At 66.8% G+C, this 19,674-nt stretch carries 17 protein-coding genes and 1 other RNA gene; 7 read left to right on the top strand and 11 right to left on the bottom strand.

The features are described from left to right. Positions 1–8: 8 nt before the first annotated feature. The 4 genes from ACCQ07_RS03965 to mraZ form a co-directional block, all read right to left on the bottom strand. Positions 9–1,877, bottom strand: coding sequence for a peptidoglycan D,D-transpeptidase FtsI family protein (locus tag ACCQ07_RS03965; RefSeq protein WP_008571988.1), 1,869 nt, complete (start codon positions 1,875–1,877; stop codon positions 9–11). 355 nt (positions 1,878–2,232) lie between these two features. After that, entirely contained in the window at positions 2,233–2,496 is a 264-nt protein-coding gene (ftsL, locus tag ACCQ07_RS03960) for a cell division protein FtsL (protein WP_005910928.1), read from the bottom strand. Then, positions 2,493–3,536 (bottom strand): 16S rRNA (cytosine(1402)-N(4))-methyltransferase RsmH, encoded by a 1,044-nt coding sequence (gene rsmH / locus ACCQ07_RS03955; RefSeq protein ID WP_008571990.1) that lies wholly within the window; start codon positions 3,534–3,536, stop codon positions 2,493–2,495. Before rsmH ends, ftsL begins: the two co-directional genes overlap by 4 nt. 14 nt (positions 3,537–3,550) lie before the next feature. Continuing rightward, positions 3,551–3,997 carry a division/cell wall cluster transcriptional repressor MraZ gene (gene mraZ, locus ACCQ07_RS03950; protein ID WP_003485296.1) on the bottom strand — a complete coding sequence of 149 codons (447 nt, stop codon included), beginning with the start codon at positions 3,995–3,997 and terminating at the stop codon, positions 3,551–3,553. 309 nt (positions 3,998–4,306) lie between these two features. Here mraZ and ACCQ07_RS03945 point away from each other — a divergent pair, with 309 nt between their 5' ends. Genes ACCQ07_RS03945 through ACCQ07_RS03935 form a run of 3 tightly spaced genes read left to right on the top strand, consistent with a single transcriptional unit; the run spans position 4,307 to position 5,702 of the window. Beyond that, positions 4,307–5,089, top strand: coding sequence for an NRDE family protein (locus ACCQ07_RS03945; protein WP_127167620.1), 783 nt, complete (start codon positions 4,307–4,309; stop codon positions 5,087–5,089). 47 nt (positions 5,090–5,136) lie between these two features. Then, entirely contained in the window at positions 5,137–5,388 is a 252-nt protein-coding gene (locus tag ACCQ07_RS03940) for a type II toxin-antitoxin system CcdA family antitoxin (protein WP_008571282.1), read from the top strand. Continuing rightward, positions 5,385–5,702 (top strand): CcdB family protein, encoded by a 318-nt coding sequence (locus tag ACCQ07_RS03935; RefSeq protein WP_008571283.1) that lies wholly within the window; start codon positions 5,385–5,387, stop codon positions 5,700–5,702. Before ACCQ07_RS03940 ends, ACCQ07_RS03935 begins: the two co-directional genes overlap by 4 nt. A 477-nt stretch (positions 5,703–6,179) precedes the next feature. Here the strand turns inward: ACCQ07_RS03935 and rnpB are convergent. After that, positions 6,180–6,529: RNase P RNA component class A (rnpB, locus tag ACCQ07_RS03930), an RNA gene on the bottom strand. A 146-nt stretch (positions 6,530–6,675) separates the two neighbouring features. Continuing rightward, the gene (gene rsmI / locus ACCQ07_RS03925; RefSeq protein ID WP_029818675.1) at positions 6,676–7,497 is read right to left on the bottom strand and encodes a 16S rRNA (cytidine(1402)-2'-O)-methyltransferase; all 822 of its coding nucleotides are present in this window, start codon (positions 7,495–7,497) and stop codon (positions 6,676–6,678) included. 120 nt (positions 7,498–7,617) lie between these two features. Between rsmI and ACCQ07_RS03920 the strand changes: the two genes are divergently transcribed. The 4 genes from ACCQ07_RS03920 to ACCQ07_RS03905 are packed head-to-tail and all read left to right on the top strand — an operon-like array spanning position 7,618 to position 11,632. Further along, the gene (locus tag ACCQ07_RS03920) at positions 7,618–9,309 is read left to right on the top strand and encodes a penicillin-binding protein activator (RefSeq protein ID WP_372165803.1); all 1,692 of its coding nucleotides are present in this window, start codon (positions 7,618–7,620) and stop codon (positions 9,307–9,309) included. A gap of 3 nt (positions 9,310–9,312) precedes the next feature. Next, positions 9,313–9,681, top strand: a complete 369-nt coding sequence (locus ACCQ07_RS03915) for a YraN family protein (protein ID WP_008571510.1) — start codon at positions 9,313–9,315, stop codon at positions 9,679–9,681. A 29-nt stretch (positions 9,682–9,710) separates the two neighbouring features. After that, complete coding sequence (locus ACCQ07_RS03910) at positions 9,711–10,250, top strand: metal-dependent hydrolase (RefSeq protein ID WP_033478494.1); 540 nt, start codon at positions 9,711–9,713, stop codon at positions 10,248–10,250. Continuing rightward, a complete protein-coding gene (locus ACCQ07_RS03905; protein WP_071117756.1) occupies positions 10,247–11,632 on the top strand; it encodes an FAD-binding oxidoreductase in 1,386 nt (461 codons plus the stop codon). The genes ACCQ07_RS03910 and ACCQ07_RS03905 overlap by 4 nt, the downstream gene beginning before the upstream one ends. A gap of 13 nt (positions 11,633–11,645) precedes the next feature. On the opposite strand, the gene ACCQ07_RS03900 is transcribed toward ACCQ07_RS03905, so the two are convergent. The 5 genes from ACCQ07_RS03900 to kdpA form a co-directional block, all read right to left on the bottom strand. Continuing rightward, positions 11,646–12,362, bottom strand: coding sequence for a response regulator (locus ACCQ07_RS03900; RefSeq protein WP_014089386.1), 717 nt, complete (start codon positions 12,360–12,362; stop codon positions 11,646–11,648). Further along, a complete protein-coding gene (locus ACCQ07_RS03895) occupies positions 12,352–15,012 on the bottom strand; it encodes a DUF4118 domain-containing protein (protein WP_109291954.1) in 2,661 nt (886 codons plus the stop codon). The genes ACCQ07_RS03900 and ACCQ07_RS03895 overlap by 11 nt, the downstream gene beginning before the upstream one ends. A 135-nt stretch (positions 15,013–15,147) precedes the next feature. Beyond that, positions 15,148–15,777, bottom strand: a complete 630-nt coding sequence (gene kdpC / locus ACCQ07_RS03890) for a potassium-transporting ATPase subunit KdpC (RefSeq protein ID WP_039419308.1) — start codon at positions 15,775–15,777, stop codon at positions 15,148–15,150. 40 nt (positions 15,778–15,817) lie between these two features. Continuing rightward, positions 15,818–17,866, bottom strand: coding sequence for a potassium-transporting ATPase subunit KdpB (gene kdpB, locus ACCQ07_RS03885; protein ID WP_071117895.1), 2,049 nt, complete (start codon positions 17,864–17,866; stop codon positions 15,818–15,820). A gap of 12 nt (positions 17,867–17,878) precedes the next feature. Then, positions 17,879–19,672, bottom strand: coding sequence for a potassium-transporting ATPase subunit KdpA (kdpA, locus tag ACCQ07_RS03880; protein WP_122273272.1), 1,794 nt, complete (start codon positions 19,670–19,672; stop codon positions 17,879–17,881). Between the last annotated feature and the right edge of the window lie 2 nt (positions 19,673–19,674).

Raw genomic sequence — 19,674 nt, 5'->3', positions numbered from 1 at the left:
GGAGCGGCTCACTGGCGGCTCTCCTGCAACGGCGCGGGCTGTGCTGGCGCGGCAGCCGGCGCAGGCGCCAGTGCGGTCGGAATGCCGGCAGAGACTTCATCCACCGGGTCTGGCACCAGGGCCGGATCCGGATCGGCCGATTGCGGCTTGACCACCGGCTGGCCGGTCTTGCCGGCCGCCTGTGCGGCCAGCCACGACTGGATATCGTCCGGCGGCACGTCCATCAAGCGCAGCGCGCCTTCCATCACGCGATGGAAGACCGGCGCCGACACCAGACCGCCGTAATACACCTTGCCTTGCGGATCGTTGATCACGATGACGGTGGCAAAGCGCGGGCGCGTGGCCGGCACCAGGCCGGCGAACAGGGCGTTGTAATGCCCGCGCTCGTAGCCGTTGGCGCCATTCTTGCGCGCCGTGCCGGTCTTGCCGGCCACGTGGTAGCCCAGAATCGCCGCGCCCTTGGCGCCGCCCTGGGTCACCACGGTCTCCATCATGTCGATGACCTGGCGCGCCACTTCCGGCGTGATCACCTGCCGGGTTTCGTTGTGCTGGCCACGCACGAAGGTCGGCGGAGTGAGCTTGCCGCCGTTGCCCAGCGTGGCGTACGCCTGGGCAATCTGCAGCGGCGTCACCGACAGGCCGTAACCGTAGGACATCGTGGTCTTGGACGGGCCGCTCCAGCGCGCCGGCTGCAGCACCACGCCGGCCGATTCGCCGGGGAACCCGCTATGCGGCGCGCTGCCGTAACCGAAGTTGCGGATCGACTGGTAGAAGGTCTGGTCGGGCACCTTGGCCGCGATCTTGGCCGCGCCGATGTTGGAGCTGCGGGTGATCACGCCGGTGACGTTGAGCACGCCGTTGTTGCGCGGCACATCGCGAATGGTGAAGCGCCCCACCGACATGTAGCCGGGGTTGGTATCGATGACGGTGTCCTTGGTCACCACGCCGGCCGTCAGCGCGGTGGCCACGGTCAGCGGCTTCATCGTCGAACCCGGCTCGACCAGATCGGTGACCGCACGGTTGCGGCGCGCCGACGGATTGATGCCGGTGACCGAATTGGGGTTGTAGGTAGGCAGGTTGACCATCGCCAGCACTTCGCCGGTGGCCACATCCATCACCACCATCGAACCGCCGGCCGCGTTGTTTTCGACCAGTGCGTTGCGCAGCTCCTTGTAGGCCAGGAACTGGATGCGGCGGTCGATGCTCAGCGTCAGGTCCTTGCCCGGTTGCGCCGGACGCACCAGGTCCACGCTTTCCACGATGGCGCCGCGCGCATCGCGCACCACCTTCTTGGAACCGGGCTTGCCGCGCAGCCATTCGTCGAATGCCAGCTCCAGGCCTTCCTGGCCGCGGTCGTCGATGTTGGTGAAGCCCAGCACATGGGCCATCGCCTCGCCTTGCGGATAGAAGCGGCGGAACTCGCGCTGCGAGAACACGCCAGGAATCTTCAGATCGACAATCGCATGCGCCTTGTCCGGATTGATCCGGCGCTGCAGGTACATGAATTCCTTGCCGGCCTTCTGTGCCAGCTTGGCGTTCAACTCGTCCAGCGGCTGCCCGAGCGCTTTTGCCAGCTCGGGAATGCGGTCCGGGTTGCGCAGCAGTTCCTGCGGATTGACCCAGATCGATTCCACCGGCGTGGACACCGCCAGCGGCTCGCCGTTGCGGTCGGTGATCATGCCGCGCGAGGTGGCGATGGGCAGTTCGCGCAGGTAACGCGCTTCGCCCTGACGCTGGTAAAAATCGCGATTGACCAGTTGCACGTAGGCCGCGCGGCCGATCAGCGTCACCGAGCACAGGCCAAGCGCGATACCGACCAGGGTCAGGCGACCACGGAGGTTGAAATTGCTACGGGGGCGGTTGCGGCCGGTTTTCATGGCGCACCTCCGTGTGCGCCACCCTGCGGGCAGCTGCGCTGTGCAAAACGGCTGTCCTGCCGTTTTGTCATGGCGGCACCTGCATAAACGCCACCCTGCGGGCAGCTGCGCTGTGCAAAACGGCTGTCCTGCCGTTTTGTCATGGCGGCACCTGCATAAGCGCAACCCTGCGGGCAGCTGCGCTGTGCAAAACGGCTGTCCTGCCGTTTTGTCATGGCGGCACCTGCATAAGCGCCACCCTGCGGGCAGCTGCGCTGTGCAAAACGGCTGTCCTGCCGTTCTGTCATGGCCGCACCCACATAAGCGCCACCCTGCGGGCAGCTGCGTCGTGCAACGCGGTTGTCCTGCCACAAGCTCATGGGCGCACCACCACGATGTCGTTGGTCTCGGGGAACTTCATCCCGATGCGCGCACGTGCGACCTGGTCGACCCGGTTGCTTTCCGCCCAGGTGGCCTGCTCCAGCTGCAGCCGGCCGAATTCGATATTCAATTCGTCGCGCGTGTGCTCGAGCTTGGACAACTGCACGAACAGCTTGCGATGCATGTGGCGCATGTACACCACACCGATCGCCGAGGCGATGCTGCAGGCAAGCAGCACGACGAGCAGCAAGCGGCTCATGCGGCGTCTCCTTGAGACGCCGGGATTGGGGATTGGGGATTTGGGATTCGCTTGGAGCGCTCTTCCAATCCCGAATTCCGAATCCCGACTCCCAGCTTTTCAGCTACCCGCAACACCGCGCTGCGGGCACGCGGATTGACGATCAATTCGGCGTCGTCGGCCTTGATCGCGCCGCTCACCAGCTGCAGCGTGGGAACGAACGGCTGGGCTTCGGGCAAGCGGCGGTTGCTCGGCGGGGCCTTGGCATAGCGGGCCATGAATTGTTTGACGATGCGATCTTCCAGCGAATGGAAGCTGATCACCGCCAGCCGGCCGCCCGGCTTGAGCGCGTCCAGGGCGGCGTCCAGCCCGGCTTCCAGATCGGCCAGCTCGCGGTTGATGTGGATGCGGATGGCCTGGAAGCTGCGTGTGGCCGGGTGGGTCTTGCTGTCGCCGCGCGGCATCACCGACGCGATCAGGTCGGCCAGTTGTGCAGTGCGCAGCAGCGGCTGTTCGGCGCGCCGCGCCACGATGGCGCGCGCGATGCGGCGGCTCTGGCGTTCTTCGCCATAGGTCCACAGCACATCGGCGATCTCGCGCTCGCTGGCCTGCGCCAGCCACTGCGCCGCGCTCTGGCCGTTGTCCGGGTCCATGCGCATGTCCAGCGGGCCGTCCTTGCCGAAACTGAAACCGCGCCCGGCCACGTCCAGCTGCGGCGAAGACACGCCCAGGTCCAGCAGGATCCCGTCGACGGTGGCCGCGGCCACCACCTGGCCGAGTCCGGCAAAACTGCCGCGATGGATGGACACGCGCGCATCGCCACCGAAGCTGTGTTCGGCCACCGCGATCGCTTCGGGGTCCTTGTCCATCACCAGCAGTCGACCTCCCGGGCCAAGGTGTTCCAGCACGCCGCGTGCGTGCCCGCCACGCCCGAACGTGCCATCCAGATACGTTCCGTTTTCGGTCACTTGCAGGCCATCCAGAACCTGCGTGTACAGCACCGGCACATGCGCCGCCGGCGGCTGCGACACCGGGTGACCGGGCTGCGCTTCACCGCGCATCCGGGCACCCCGGCTCACAACCTGAGATCGAGCAATTCATCGCCCAGATCCCCGTCAGACAATGTCTGCTGGATCAGTGCGCGATGTGCCTGCTCGCTCCAGAGTTCGAACTTGTCGCCCATGCCCAGCAGCACGGCCTTTTTTTCGATGCCCACCGCATTGCGGTGGCTGGCCGGAATGCTCAGACGGCCGTTGGCGTCCAGCTCCAGCACGGCGGATGAACCCACCAGCTTCTGTTGCAGCGTGCGGACCACGCGCTGGGTATTGGGCTTGGACATCACGTCGTCGCGCACCCGCTCCCACTCCTTTTCCGCATATAGCCACAGGCATCCGGCTTCGAAGGGGTTGTAGGTGAGGACCAGGCGATTGCCGCTGACACGCGCAACGAGGTCGCGGTATGCGGTTGGCACCGCCATACGCCCCTTGTCGTCCACCGTGATGGCAGTCTCGCCCTGAAACACCGAATGCAACCTCGAATACCCGCTGGGGGATCATTGAACCACGAAAAACCACAAAACACCTGGTTTTCCCTCCGTTGCCCACCTTAGCAGTGCGTCAAAGGTTGTCAACAGTTTTCAAGACCACAAATCGCCAGTTGCATCAATGAGTTGCGGCACTCTTTAGAGACTTGTTCAAAGGTTATCCACAAGTTGCTGTTTCGTCTCATATTTTGAGATTGAACGGAAATTCAGGGCGGTGAAGGCCATGTAAACCCGACTGCCGTCTCACTTCACATTGCGCCAGCTACGTATCCCAACTGCGCAAACAAGATGACAATCGGCGGCATGTGCTTGGTCGCTCTTGCCTGGAAAGCCCACCCGCGCTGGCGTTTGCTGCTGGTGGGCAACCGCGACGAATTCCATGAACGTCCCACTGCGGCACTGGCGCGCTGGGCGGCGCCGGCCGACAACATGCTGGCCGGCCGCGACCTACGCTCCGGTGGCAGTTGGGTTGGCCTGGGTCGGGACGGACGCGCTGCGGTGGTCACCAACGTGCGTGACCCGCTCGCCACGGCCTCGGGGCGCTCGCGCGGGCATCTGATCGCCGACTATCTGTCCGGCAGCCTGAGCGCTACTGCCTACGGCAACGCACTGGCCGGTGCCGCCCACGAGTTCCCACCTTTCAACCTGTTGCTGTGCGACGCCGACCGTTGCGAGCACCTGAGCAACCACCCACCGCTGGCACGGCGACTGGCTGCGGGCATCCATGGCATGTCCAACGGACCGCTGGATGCGCCGTGGCCCAAGACCGCCGCGCTGACCAGGGTGCTGCACCGCTGGTGCGCCAGCGGCGAGGAAGACCTGCAGCCGCTGTGGGCCGCCCTGGGCAACCCGGCCATCGCCCCCGACGCTGCGCTACCGCAGACCGGCGTGGACCTGCCCACCGAACGCCTGCTCTCGGCCGCCTTCATCAGCGGCCCCAGCTACGGCACCCGCGCCAGCACCATCGTTGCGGCAGACCATCACGGCCACGGCTTCATCCACGAACGACGCTTCGGGCCGAATGGGAGTTTCCAGGGCGAGACACGCCTGGAGATCCCTGGCTCGCGTTGACAAGCCACAGTCATGCGCATAGCGTGCGCATAACCAGGAGCCAATGCATGAATCGCTATTACGACGTTTCAGCGCAGAAGAAGCCGCTGAATCTGACCATCAATGCCGACCTGGCGGCGCAAGCCCGCGCGATGACTGGCAACCTTTCGGCAAAGGTGGAAGAGTTGCTGGCCGAGTACGTCACCAAGGAACGCGACAACCACAGCGCCAGAGCGCTTGAGCTGCAACGCGCCGCGAGCGAATGGAAGGTCTTCACTGAAGCGCACGGCTCCTTCGCCGACGAGTTCTCCACGCTATGACCGGCCAGTTCGATGTCTACGCCAATGTCGGCCAGAACAAGAACATCCCGTACGTGGTGGTGGTCCAGTCGAAGATCTTCGACGCCTCTCCTCGCCGCGTCGTCGTGCCCCTGGTCATTAAGTCCGGCCACTCCCCGACCCCATCCCGTTTCACCCCGGAACTCACCGTCGCCGGCCACAGCGTCATCCTGCAGCCTCTGGAAATGACCTCGGTGCCGCTGGCCGTGCTCAACAAACCTGCCGGCACATTGAAGGACCAAGGCCAGATCATCATCGACGCCCTGGACGAGCTATTCACCCGCTCGTTCGGTTAAGCGCAAAACAGAAAAACGCGTCAAGCAAGGCCGCAGCAACGCACACAGCGTTCGCCGCGAGGGCAAAGCCCAAGCCAAGCAGTAAAGATCGAAGCAGCAATCGCATTGATCGCAGACAGCCGAAAGCACCAGACAACTTACCGAGTGCAAGCCCTCTTGAATCAAGGGGCGCGGCGACAACCGCGGGGATGTGGCAGACCCGGAGCGGGACCCGCGTCTTGTACCGCCTGCAGCGGTACCAAGCGTGGGCGCCTTCGAGAAGGGCGAACGCCCGAATGAAGGCGGCGACGCGTCGCGAGAGCCTCGACCAACGACCTACGCCTCGACCAACTGCCTACCTGCAAGCCCCCTTGAGTCAAGGGGGCGCGGCGACAGCCGCGGGGATGTGGAATGCCCGGAGCGGGACCCGCGTTTTGTATCGCCTGCGGCGGTAAAAAGCGTGGGCGCCTTCGAGAAGGGCGAACGCCCGAACGAAGGCGGCGGAGCCGGCCGATAAGCCGGGTTCTGTCGTGGACAGTCATTCGTCTAGGCGCTACGTCACCGCAGCGCTCAAGCAACCTACCCGGATCCAGCGCGGGCCACGCCAATGGATCCCTATTTGGTCTTGCTCCAGGTGGGGTTTGCCGTGCCGGTCCGTTACCGGACTCGCGGTGCGCTCTTACCGCACCATTTCACCCTTACCGGCTCCCCGAAGGGAACGTAGGCGGTATCTTTCTGTTGCACTGTCCGTCGGCTTGCGCCGCCCAGGCGTTACCTGGCACCTTGCCCTATGGAGCCCGGACTTTCCTCGGCACTCTTGCGAGTGACGCGACTGTCTAGCCGACTCCGCCGGGGCGCATTCTACGCTATCGCTGCAGTGCAAAACGGCGCGGCGATTTCACGCTGGCCGTTGCCTTGTGGGAGCGCACCCGTGCGCGAAAGGGGGTACCGACCCGCCACCGTCGCGTCCAGGCATGCTCCTGGGATGACCGCATTAGCCGCCATACAACGCCTTCCGCGGCGCGCCAGTCAGCTCGGCGGCGAGCTTGGCGGCGGTGGACGGGGGCAGGTGCTCGGCGAGCTTGGCGTAGACGCGGCGGCCTTCGGCGAGCTGGCCGTCGGCAGCGTCGGCGGCGCCCTGCACCATCACCACGAACTCGCCCTTGCGCTGGTTGTCGTCGGCTTCGACCTGGGCCTGCAGCTGCGCCAGGCTGCCGTCGAGCACGGTTTCGAACAGTTTGGTCAGTTCGCGGGCGATCACCGCCGGGCGGTCATCGCCGAAGGCCAGGCGCAGGTCGGCCAACGATTCGACGATGCGGTGGGACGACTCGTAGAACACCAGGGTGCGGGTCTCGCCGGCCAGCCGCGCCAGGCGCTCGCGGCGGGCGGCGCTCTTGGCCGGCAGAAATCCCTCGAAGCCGAAACGGTCGCTGGGCAGGCCGGCCACGCTGAGCGCGGCGATCGCCGCACAGGCGCCCGGGACCGGGCTGACCTTGATGCCGGCCGCACGGGCGGCGCGCACCAGCTTGAAACCGGGGTCGCTCACCAACGGGGTGCCGGCGTCGCTGACGATGGCCAGCGACTCGCCTTCGCGCAGGCGCGCCACGATGCGTTCGGACATGGCGTCTTCGTTGTGGTCGTGCAGCGCCAGCAGCGGGCGGTCGATGCCGAAATGGCCGAGCAACTGGCGGGTATGGCGCGTGTCTTCGGCGCAGATCGCGGCCACACCACGCAACACCTCCTGCGCGCGCGGCGACAGGTCGGCCAGGTTGCCGATCGGCGTGGCGACCACGTGCAGGGTTCCAGGGGACGTCATCAGCGGTTTTCCGGGGGCAAAGGGTAGAATCGTAGCGTTTTTAACGGTCCGCCCCGGCGGCCCCTGTCCAATGGATCTGAAATGAACAAGCGTGTTGCAAGGATCTCTGCCCTTTCGCTGATGGTGATGCTGGCCGCAAGTTGCGCCACCAGCAGCGTCACGCCGACCGCGTCGCCGACGCAGAGCGCAGCGCTGGCACTGCTGGATCAGGGCAAACCGCGCGACGCCGCGCAGCAGTTGGAAGCCGAAGCCGCCAGTGCCAGCGGCGCGCAGCGCAGCCGGTTGCTGGCGGCCGCGGCGTTCGGCTGGCACGACGCCGGTGACGATGCGCCCGCCCGCACGCTGCTGGCGCAGGTCAACCCACGCCACCTGAGCGGCGAGGAGCGGGCCCGCTTCGGGCTGCTCACCGGCGAGCTGGCGGTGCTCGACAAGCAGGGCGCGCAGGCGTTGCAGGCCCTGGGCGACAGCCCGCAGGGGCTGACCCAGCCGCTGCAGACGCGCTGGCTGGTGGCCCGCGCTGCGGCGCTGGAAGCCACCGGCGACCTGTTCGGCGCCGCAGCCGAGCGCGCGCGTGCCGATGCCAGCCTGACCGGCACCGTGCGCAGCGACAACCAGCGCGCGATCGTGCGCCTGCTTGCCGCGCTCGACGACGCCACCCTCAAGGGCCGCACCGCTGCACTGCCGGCCGGCGACCCGTTGTACAACTTTGCCGGGCGCGCGTTGATCAGCCGCGGCCTGGCGTTGCCGCGCGCCTTCGAGCGCGATGCACAGTGGGGCTTCGACACCAGCAAGCGCCCGCCGGCCGAGCGCGATGGCTACCGCCCGCCGGTCAAGCTGGGCGTGCTGCTGCCGATCACCGGCAACCTGGCCACCGCCGCCGCGCCGGTACGCGATGGCCTGCTGGCCGGCTACTACGCCGAAACCCGCCGCCGCCCGGAAGTGCAGTTCTTCGACACCGCCGGCACCCCGGCCGGCGCCAATGCCGCCTACGACAAGGCGGTCAACGCCGGGGTGGATTACGTGGTCGGCCCGTTGGGGCGCGACGAGGTCAGCGCGCTGTTTGCGCGCGGCCAGTTGGCGGTGCCGGTGCTGGCGCTCAACCGCCCCACCGACAACAAGGCCCCGCCCACCGGCAGCGCAGGCTTCTCGCTGGCGCCGGAAGACGACGGCATCATGGCCGCCGAATACCTGCTCTCGCGCGAACGCCGCAACGTGCTGATCGTCGGCACCAGCGACGACAACGGCAAGCGCACCATCAAGGCCTTCCGCGACCGTTTCAGCGAACGCGGCGGCACAGTGGCCGGCAGCATCAGCGTGGCCGATGCGCCGGGCGATATCGGTGCGCAGTTGCGCAATTACGGCACTGCCGATGCAGTGTTTCTGGCAGTGCGCGGCAATACTGCGCGTGCGCTGGCGCCGCAGCTGGCGTTGGCCGGGTTCGCCGGCAAATCGCGCGTGGGTACCTCGCAACTGGTGGCCGGCACCGGCAAGGTCGAAGACGATCTGGCGCTGGATGGCATCGTCTACCCGAGCGAAACCTGGACCGCCCTGGGCGTGTCCGGCCTGCCGGCGGTCAGCCAGGTGGCCAGCACCCTGCCCAGCGCACGCGGCCCGGCCGCCCGCCTGTTCGCGTTCGGCTACGACGCCTGGAAGATCACTGCGTACCTGGAAAAACTCGCCACCGGCACCGATGGCGGCCTGCGCGGCGCCACCGGCACCCTGCACCTGGATGGCTTCGGCAATGTGTTGCGCACGCCGGCCTGGTCCACCTTCAGCGGCGGCCGCCCGACGCCGATCGCCGACGGCCGCTGAGCCATGCCGGCAGCGCGTCAGCAGCGTGGTGCGGCGGTCGAGGCGGCCGCACGCGCGTTGCTGGAGCAGGCCGGGCTGCGGCTGGTGGTTGGCAATGCCAACTACCGTGGCGGCGAACTGGATCTGGTGATGCGCGACGGGCCAGCGCTGGTATTTGTGGAAGTGCGTTACCGGCGCGATGACCGCTTCGGCGGCGGTGCGGCATCGGTGGACTGGCGCAAACGTCGCAAGCTGGTGCTGGCCGCGCAGTTGTTTCTTGGCGCCCACCCGACCCTGGCCGCGCTGCCGTGCCGCTTCGATGTGGTCGATGCCAGCGGCGAACCGCCGGTATTGCACTGGATTCGCGACGCGTTCCGCGCCGACGATTGCTGACCGCCACCGACGCTCACGCCAACGTTTTTATGCCAACCGTCATGACCCACGCAGCCGTGCCATTGGCGCTGTGGTGCGCCAGTGAACGCGGCCGCATCTCGCCACGCCTGCTCGCGGCCGGCGTGGCGGCGGCGATGCTGCCCGATGCCGATGTGCTGGCGTTCGCGCTGCACATTCCCTACGCCGATGCGTTTGGCCATCGCGGTGCCAGCCACTCGCTGTTGTTCGCCGCAATCGTGGGGTTGCTCGGCGTTGCGTTACATCGCCTGTTGCGCGCGGATGCCGTGCAGGCGTCTGTGTTTTTGTTCGTCTGTGCCGCCTCGCACCCGCTGCTGGATGCGATGACTTCCGGCGGCCTGGGCGTGGCACTGGGCTGGCCGTGGAGCCAGACGCGCTGGTTCGCGCCATGGCGGCCGATCCGGGTGTCACCATTTGCCACCGGCTTCTTCAATGCGCGTGGCCTGAGCACACTGCTCTCCGAGCTGCGCTGGGTCTGGCTGCCGCTCACCGTCGCCGTGCTGGGGTGGAAATGCATCCAGCGCGCGGCACCACAGGATCGCAAGTCATGACCGATGTACTTCCCACCGCACTTGCCGAGGTATTGGCCACGCGCCTAGGTACCGATGGCTGGTTGACCGGCGACGATGCGCGCCGCCGCTATGGCGAAGACGATTCGCGCCGCTGGGCATTGCCTACCGCAGTGGCGTTGCCGCGCGACACCGATGAGGTGGTGGCGATCGTGCAGGCGTGCCGTGCGCACGGCGTGCCGATCGTGGCGCGCGGCGCCGGCACCGGCACCACCGGCGCGGCGGTGCCGTTTTCCGGCGGCGTGGTGGTGTCGATGGCGCGCATGAACCAGATCCTGGCACTGCGTCCGCAAGACCGCTGCGCGGTGGTGCAACCGGGCGTGCTCAATGGCGACCTGCAGCAGGCGCTGCAGCCGCACGGATTGTTCTGGCCGCCGGATCCGTCCAGCGCGGAGATCTGCAGCGTCGGCGGCAATCTATCCACCAACGCCGGCGGCCCGCGCGCGGTGAAATACGGCGCCACCCGCGACAACGTGCTCGGCCTGGTGGCGGTGACCGGCACCGGCGAGGTGATCCGCTGCGGCGGTGCGTATACCAAGAATTCCACCGGTTACGACCTCACCCACTTGCTGGTGGGCAGCGAGGGCACCCTGGCGATCATCGTCGAGGCGACCTTGAAGCTGACCCCGCGCGCAATCGCGCAAGCCGGCCTGCGCGCGCTGTATCGCGATGCCTCCAGCGCCGCAGCCGCAGTGTCGCGGCTGATGGCACAACCGACCACGCCGACCATGCTGGAATTCATGGATGCCAGCGCGATTGCGCTGCTACGCCGCAATGGCAGCGACGTACCCGACGCCGGCGCCATGCTGTTGATCGAAGCCGACGGCGATCACGACACCTTGCCCTACGCGCTGCAAGCCCTGCACGAGGCGGCCGATGGCCAGGGCGTACTGGGCCTGGACGTGGCCGCCGATGGCAGCGCGCGCGACAGGTTGTGGGCCGCACGCCGTGCCTTGTCACCGGCCTTGCGCACCATCAAGCCGGGCAAGATCAATGAGGACGTGGTGGTGCCGGTGTCGCGCATTCCCGAACTCGTTGCCGGCGTGGAAGCACTCGCTGCGGAATTCGCACTGCCCATCGTCGCCTTCGGCCATGCCGGCAACGGCAACCTGCACGTCAACATCATGTACGACCCGGCCGATGCCGACGAAGATGCCCGCGCACACGCCGCCCTGCCACGGCTGTTTACGCTGGTGCTGGCGCTGGAGGGCACGCTCTCCGGCGAACACGGCATCGGCGTGGCCAAGCGCGATTTCATGAGCCAGGCGTTCAATGCAGCCACGCTGGCGGCCATGCGCGCGATCAAGGCCGCACTGGATCCGGATGGCATCTTGAATCCGGGGAAGGTGTTGCCGCCCGCCTAGCGACGCGCAGGACTCACCGCGTGCCCCCGATAAACCGCAGCCCCACGCCCGGCTCGGTGACGATGTAGTGCGGGTCGGCGGCGTCGTCCTGCAGTTTCTGGCGCAGTTTGCCGACCAGGATGCGCAGGTAGTGGGTGTCTTCTTCGTGGGTGGGGCCCCACACCTCGCGCAGCAACTGCGGCTGGGTGACCACGCGGCCGGCGTGTTTGAGCAGCAGTGCGAGCAAGGCGTATTCCTTGCGGCTCAGCGGCACGGCCTCGCCGTGCAGGGTGACCTCGCGCAGGCCCAGATGGATATGCAGCCGGCCGTCGTCGAACACGCTTTCTTCCACCGTGCTGCCGGCGCCGGCCTGGCGCAGCAACGAGCGGATGCGGGCCATCAATTCCTGCACGCCGAAGGGCTTGGTGACGTAGTCGTTGGCGCCGGCATCGAGCGCGGCGACCTTTTCGGTTTCGCCGGCGCGCACCGTGAGCATGATCACCGGCACGTTGGACCACTGGCGGATCTCGCGCAGGACTTCATGCCCATCGCGATCGGGCAGGCCGATGTCCAGCACCACCAATTCGGCGCCCTGCCCGGCCAGCAAGGCCAGGCCTTCTTCGCCGGTGCCGGCCTGCAGCACGCGATAGCCCTGCGCACGCAGGCTGATGTCGAGAAAACGACGGATCTGCGGCTCGTCGTCGACGATCAGCACGCGGGCGGGCGGGATGGCGGTGAGGTCAGTCGGCATCGGGGCGAGGTGGCGCGGCGGGAACGAGCAACGGCAGCGTAATGCGGATTGTGGTGCCGTGACCATGCGCGCCTGCCAATGCCTCCACGCTGCCCCCGTGCGCGCCGATCATGCCCTGGCAGATGGCAAGACCCAAGCCGGTGCCGTTGCGCCCGCGGTCACCGCGCTCCACGCTGTAGAACATGTCGAAGATCCGCGCGCGCTCGTCTTCGGGAATGCCCGGCCCCTGGTCGCCGATGTCGATCTGCAGCGCGCCGGCGCGCAGCTGCGCGTGCACGGTCACCGGCACGCCGGCTGGCGAAAATTTCGCCGCATTTTCCAGCACGTTGAAGATGGCCTGTTCCACCAGCGCCGGGTGCACCCAGATCGCCGGCAGGTCGGCGGCCAGGTCCAGTTGCAGGCGCACCTCCGGCTGGTAGCGCTGCAGGCGGCGGGTGGCCGAGCCGATCAATTCATCGACGCCGATCCAGTCGCGATTCAAGGTCAGGCCGGTGTGGCCGAGCCGGGTCATGTCGAGCAGGTTCTGGATGTAGCGATCCAGTCGCTCGCCTTCGAGCTGGATGGTGTCGAGCAGGCTGTGGCGGTCGTGCGCGTCCATCGCATCGCCGTAGCTGGCCAGGCTGCTGGCCGAGCCGATCATCGAGGCCAGCGGCGAGCGCAGATCGTGCGAGACCGACGAGAGCAAGGCAGAACGCAGGCGCTCGGTTTCGCCGCTGACGCGTGCGCCTTCCAGATCGGCGACCAGGCGCGTGCGCAGCGCGGCCTGGCCGATGTCTTCCACCATCGCTTCGGCCAGGCGGCGTTGCTCCAGGCCGGGCCGTTGCAGGGTCTGCCGAAGGCGCAGCGCGGCCACACCCAGCGTGCCGCGCTCGTGGCGCACCGGCAGGCACCACCATTGCGCGCCGGCCAGGGTATCGGTGAAGCGGCCGGCCGGTTGGCCGTGGCGCTGGGTCCAGTCTGCGGCGCTGCGATCGAGCGCACCGAAGCTGGCGGGTGCGTCGCTTTCGCGCTGCTCCAGGCGTAGCCAGACGTCGGCATCCAGCGCAGTGGTCAGCGCGCGACGGCCGGCTTCCAGCACCTGCCCCAGATCGGCCGCGGTGCTGAGCTGGCGGCCCAGCGCCTGCAAGGCGTTGGCATGCGCATTGGCCGCGCGCAAGGCCAGTACCTGGCTGCGCAGGCGCGAGGCCAGCCGGCCGGCGACCAACGCGGCGATCAGGAACATGCACACCGTCACCACGCCCTGGCGCGCGCTGATCTGCAAGGTGAAACGCGGTTCGATGAAGAAGAAGTTGTAGGCGACAAAACTCAGCAATGCGGCAACCACCGCCGCAGCCATGCGTGTGCGCGAGGCCACCAGCACCACCGCGACAATGAACACCATCGACAGGTCGTCGATATCGGTCCAGCGTTGCAGCAACCACGCCACCCCCACCGCACTGGCTGCCGCGATCGCAGCGAACGCCATGTCGTAACGCTGCAGCCATTGGCGCGGGTTACGCCAGCGCTGGCGCGCACGTGCGCGCGCATCGGCGGAGCTGACGATGACCAATTCGTAATGCGCGCCACGTTGCAGCAATTGCTGGGTCAACGTGCGGTTGAACATGCGCGCCAGCGGGCGCTCGCGGGTGCGCCCCAGCACCAGGGTGGAAATGCCGTTTTGCGAAGCGAAATCCAGCAAGGCATCGGCCACGTTGGTGCCGTGCAGCAGCGCGCTGTCGCCACCGAGACGATGGGCGAGCGCGAATGCGCGATCGATTTCCAGCTGCCAGGCCGCATCGGTCACGGTGCGGGTCTGGACGGTGACCACCGTCCACGGTGCATCGCGCCGCTCCGACAGGCGCCGCGCCACGCGCACCAGATAATCCGAGCTGCCACGGCCATCGATGGCCACCACCACGCGGCGTCGCAACGCAGCGGTGCCAGGCAAGCCGCGCGCGGCCTGGGTATCGCGCAGATCGCTGTCGACGCGGTCGGCAGCGGTCTGCATCGCCAGCTCGCGCAACGCGGTGAGGTTGGAAGGCGAGAAAAACGCCTGCAACGCCTGCGTGGCCTGCTCGGGCAGATACACCTTGCCCTGCTGCAGGCGCTCGATCAGTTCGCGTGGCGGCAGGTCCACCAGCACGATGTCGCGCAGGCGGTCGAATACGGCATCGGGCACGGTCTCGGACACGCGCACGCCGGTGATGCGCAGCACGATGTCGTTGAGGCTTTCCAGGTGCTGGATGTTGACTGTGGTGTAGACGTCGATGCCGGCATCGAGCAACTCCACGATGTCTTGCCAGCGCCGCTCATGGCGGCTGCCGGGCACGTTGCGGTGCGCCAGCTCGTCGATCAGGGCCAGCCGCGGTTTGCGTGCCAGCAGTGCATCCAGATCCAGTTCTTCCAGCATGCGGCCCTGGTAACTGACCCGGGCGCGCGGCAGCAGCGGCACGCCTTCCAGCAGCGCCGCGGTTTCGCTGCGCCCGTGCGTCTCCACCACGCCGGCCACCACATCCATGCCCTGGCGCAGGCGCTCGCGCGCCCGCGACAACATGGCGTAAGTCTTGCCGACTCCGGGCGCGGCGCCCAGGAACACCGTCAGCCGCCCACCATGTTCGCGCTGTAATTCGCCGATCAGGGCGTCGGCTTGCTGGGTGCGGGCATCGGACATGCGGGAATGGAGAGTCGGGAATTGGGAGTGGGCGAAGCGGGACCCGGGACCCGGAAGAGCCTACCGCGCAATGCTGCATGATGACTGCGTTTGCAGGCAGCGCGCTTGGCAACTAGCAAATGCGTAATCCTGCAGTTACTGCTTCGGCATTTCCCGGGTCCCCGGTCCCGGGTTCCGGCCCCCGGCCTCATCCAACGCGAGGTTCAAAGCCAACACATTCACCCGTGGCTGCCCAAGCAGCCCAAACTGGGGCGCTTCGGTCGCCGCCTGCACCAGGGCGGCAACGCGTTGCTCGGGCCAGCCGCGTGCGGCGGCCACACGGCGGATCTGTACCTGGGCGCCGGCCGGGCTCAGGTGCGGGTCCAGGCCGCTGCCGGATTGGGTCAGCAGCTCGCCCGGTACGGCTTCAGGGGCGATGCCGTCGCGTGCGGCCACTTGTGCACGCGTGGTCGCGATACGGGCCAGCAAATCGGGATTGGAGCGGGCCTGGTTGCTGCCGGCCGCGGCGGTGAGGTCGTACTTGGCGGCCGACGGACGCGGCTGGAAATAGCGCGCATCGGTGAACGGCTGGGCCACCAAGGCCGAACCAACCACGCGCGCATCGACGCGCACCAGCGAACCGGTGGCCTGCTCGGAGAACAGCGCACCGGTGATGCCGGTGGCGATCAGCGAGTAGGCCAGGCCCGACCCGAACAAGGTGAACACCGCGAGCATCAGCGAACCGCGCAGAACGCCGCCGTCGCGTAATGGCAAGGAAGAAGACATGGACATGTTTCCGGAAGAAGAAAGGGGCATCACGCGTGGCTCAGGCACCGAGGACGGCCACCAGCGCCAGATCGATCACTTTGATCGCCGCGAACGGCAGCAACACGCCGCCAACGCCGTAGATCAGCATGTTCCGGCGCAGCAGCGCGGTGGCGCTGGAAGGACGAAAACGTACCCCGCGCAACGCCAGCGGAATCAATGCCGGAATAATCAACGCATTGAAGATCAAGGCCGCCAGCACCGCATGACGCGGGCTGGAGAGCTGCATCACGTTGAGCGCTGCCATCGACGGGATGGCGGCTGCAAACAGCGCCGGCAGGATCGCGAAGTACTTGGAAACGTCATTGGCCAGCGAGAAGGTGGTCAACGCGCCACGCGTGATCAGCTGCTGCTTGCCCACTTCCACCACCGCCAGCAACTTGGCCGGATCCGAATCCAGATCCACCATGTTGCCGGCTTCCTTGGCCGCCTGGGTGCCGGAGTTCATTGCCAGGCCCACATCGGCCTGCGCGAGCGCCGGGGCGTCGTTGGTGCCGTCGCCGACCATCGCCACCAGCCGTCCGCCCGTCTGTTCGGCACGGATGCGTGCCAGCTTGTCTTCCGGGCGGGCCTGGGCGATGTAGTCGTCCACGCCGGCTTCGGCAGCGATCGCCGCCGCGGTGAGCGGGTTGTCGCCGGTGATCATCACGGTCTTGATGCCCATCGCACGCAACTGCGCGAATTTTTCCTTGATGCCCTGCTTGACCACGTCGCTCAACTCGACCACACCGAGCACATGACGGCCTTCGGCCACCACCAACGGTGTGGCGCCGCCACGTGCGACCTCCTCGATACGGCCCTGCAATTCCGGCGAGACCGTTGCGCCCTGCGCCTGCACATACGCCACGATCGCATCGCCGGCGCCCTTGCGGATGCTGCGCCCACCGATATCCACGCCGGACATGCGCGTCTGCGCGGTGAACGCGATGAAATGCCCACCCTCGGCTTCCACTGCGACCGCACCTTGCTGACGCGCCAGCTTGACGATGGACTTGCCTTCCGGCGTGGGGTCGGCCAGCGAGGCGAGCATGGCCGCATCGCGCAGTTGCGCACGGTCGACGCCGGCCAGCGGATGGAATGCGGTGGCCTGGCGGTCGCCGTAGGTGATGGTGCCGGTCTTGTCGAGCAGCAGCACATCCACGTCGCCGGCCACTTCCACGGCCTTGCCCGATTTGGCCAGCACATTGGCCGACAGCGCGCGGTTCATGCCGGCGATACCGATCGCCGGCAACAGCCCGCCGATGGTCGTCGGGATCAGGCACACTAGCAACGCGATCAGCAGCAGCGGATCCAGCGTGACGCCAACAAAGCCCGCGATCGCCGGCAACGATGCCACCACGATCAAGAACGTCAGCGTCATCGCGGCCAGCAACAAGGTCAGCGCGATTTCGTTCGGTGTCTTTTGCCGGTTGGCACCTTCCACCAACGCGATCATGCGATCGAGGAAGCTGTGCCCCGGCTCGGCGGTGACCTTGAACACGATCTCGTCGGAGAGCACGCGCGTGCCACCGATCACGCCGCTGCGATCGGTGCCGGCCTCGCGCAGTACCGGTGCCGATTCGCCGGTCACCGCTGCTTCGTTGATGGTGGCCACACCGCGCACGATCTCGCCATCGGCCGGCACGAATTCGCCTTCGGATACCATCACGTAATCGCCCGGACGCAGCTCCGCTGCCGGCACACGCGTTTCGCGGCCACCGAGTGCGGTTTCCACCCTGCGTGCCACCAGGTCCTTGCGCGCACGCCGCAGCGATGCAGCCTGGCCGCGACCGCGCGCTTCGGCGATGGCTTCGGCAAAATTGCCGAACAGCACGGTGACGAACAGGATCGCCGTCACCGCCCAGCCGAAGCCGGCATGCGAATGCCCGCTGGCGGTGATCACCGCCGCCAGCAAGGTACCGCCCATCACCACCGCCATCACCGGGCTGCGCAGCAGATGCCGCGGCGCCAACTTGGCGAACGCCGCACGCATCGCCGCAACCAGTACGGCGGCATCGAACAACGCTGCGTCACCGCGCTCGCGTTTTTCAGTCGTATCGATCGTAGACATTGCTCAAAACTCTCAGGACGCCGCCAGGGCGAGGTGTTCAGCGATAGGACCCAGCACCAGTGCCGGCATGAACTGCAGCACGGTCAGCACGATCACGATCGCCATCAGGGTCAGCGCAAAGGTGGGCGTTTCGACCTGCAGGCTGCCGGCCGATTCCGGCGCACGCCGCTTGACTGCCATGCGGGCGGCCACCATCAGCGGCAGGATCAACGCCGGATACCGTCCCAGCGCCAGCACCGCCGAACAGCTCAGGTTCCACCAGTACGTGGCATCGCCCAGGCCTTCGAAACCCGAACCGTTGTTGGCGAATGCAGAGGTGTACTCGTAGAACACCTGGCTGATGCCATGGAAGCCGGGGTTGGAATTGGCAGTCAGTGCCGGGACAGCCAGCGCCACTGCGGTAAAGCCCAGCACCACCAGCGGCTGCAGCAGGATCAACAGCGCCAGCAACTGCACTTCGCGCGATTCGATCTTGCGGCCGAACAACTCCGGCGTGCGTCCGGTCATCAAACCGGCCAGAAACACGCTCAGCAACAGATACACCACAAACTGCTGCAGACCACAGCCGATACCGCCCCAGATGGCGTTGATCAACATGTCGACCAGCGTGACCAGGCCACTCAACGGCGCCAACGAATCGTGCATCGCATTGACCGAGCCATTGGAGGTCTGCGTGGTCAACGCCGCCCACAATGCCGAGGCATCGGCACCGATGCGCACTTCCTTGCCTTCCATCAGCGCCGGCGAGTTGGCGCTGGCCGAATGCGCTTCGGACCACAGCAATAGCGCGGTGGACGCGGCCGACATCGTGAGCATCGTGCCGAACACCAATGCCGTCAGGCGCTTGCGCCCGGTCAGGTAGCCGACCATGAACACCACGCTCATCGGCAGCAAGACCAACGCGAGCGTTTCAAGCAGATTGCTCAACGGCGTTGGGTTTTCCAGCGCCACCGAACTATTGGGGCCATACCAGCCACCGCCATTGGTGCCCAGCTGTTTCACCGCCACCATCGCCGCAACCGGGCCCACCGCAATGGTCTGCTTGGGCATGCCCGCGCTGCTATCCAATGGCGTCGCCGTCGCCGCGCCCTGTAATGTCGACGGCACGCCCTGCCAGCCGAGCAGCACGGTCCACAGCAGGCACAGCGGCAACAACACGCGCACGCTGGAGCGAATCACGTCGGCCCAGTAATTGCCGACGTCCGCTTCAGGCAGGGCTTCCAACCCAGACCCGCCGTGCTGGCGCCCTGGACGCGACGGTTCCGGCTCCGAACTCTCCGCCACGGCCGCCGTGTCCGGATTCGCTGCAGCAATCGACGCCTGTCTGGCGGCACGCCCACCGAACAATGCGCGCAGCGTTGCAACCGCCAATGCCAAGCCCATCATCGGCGTCACCACCTGCAGGCCGACGATGCCGGTCATCTGCGACAGATACGACAGCTGCGCCTGGCCAGAGTAATGCTGCTGATTGGTGTTGGTGACGAACGACACCATGGTGTGCAGGGCGGTATCCCACCGCATGTTGGGGATGGCGTCCGGGTTGAACGGCAGCCATGCCTGGGTCATGAACACCACCCAGGTCAGCAAACCAACAACAAGGTTGCTGAGCAGAAATGCCATGCTGTATCCGCGCCACGACATGCCCTGCTGCGGACGCGTGCCAAGCAAGGCATACAACGGCCGTTCGATCCAGCCGAACAGCGCATCGCCGCGCATCGGTGCACCGCGCATCACCGCAGCCATATAACGGCCCAGGGGCCACGCCAGCACGATGGCCAGCGCGTACACAAGAAAAGTTTCAGTCATTG

The sequence above is a fragment of the Xanthomonas sp. NCPPB 3583 genome (assembly GCF_041475715.2).
GTDB classification, from domain to species: Bacteria; Pseudomonadota; Gammaproteobacteria; order Xanthomonadales; family Xanthomonadaceae; genus Xanthomonas; species Xanthomonas euvesicatoria.
This window is presented reverse-complemented; position numbering and strand designations above follow the sequence as displayed.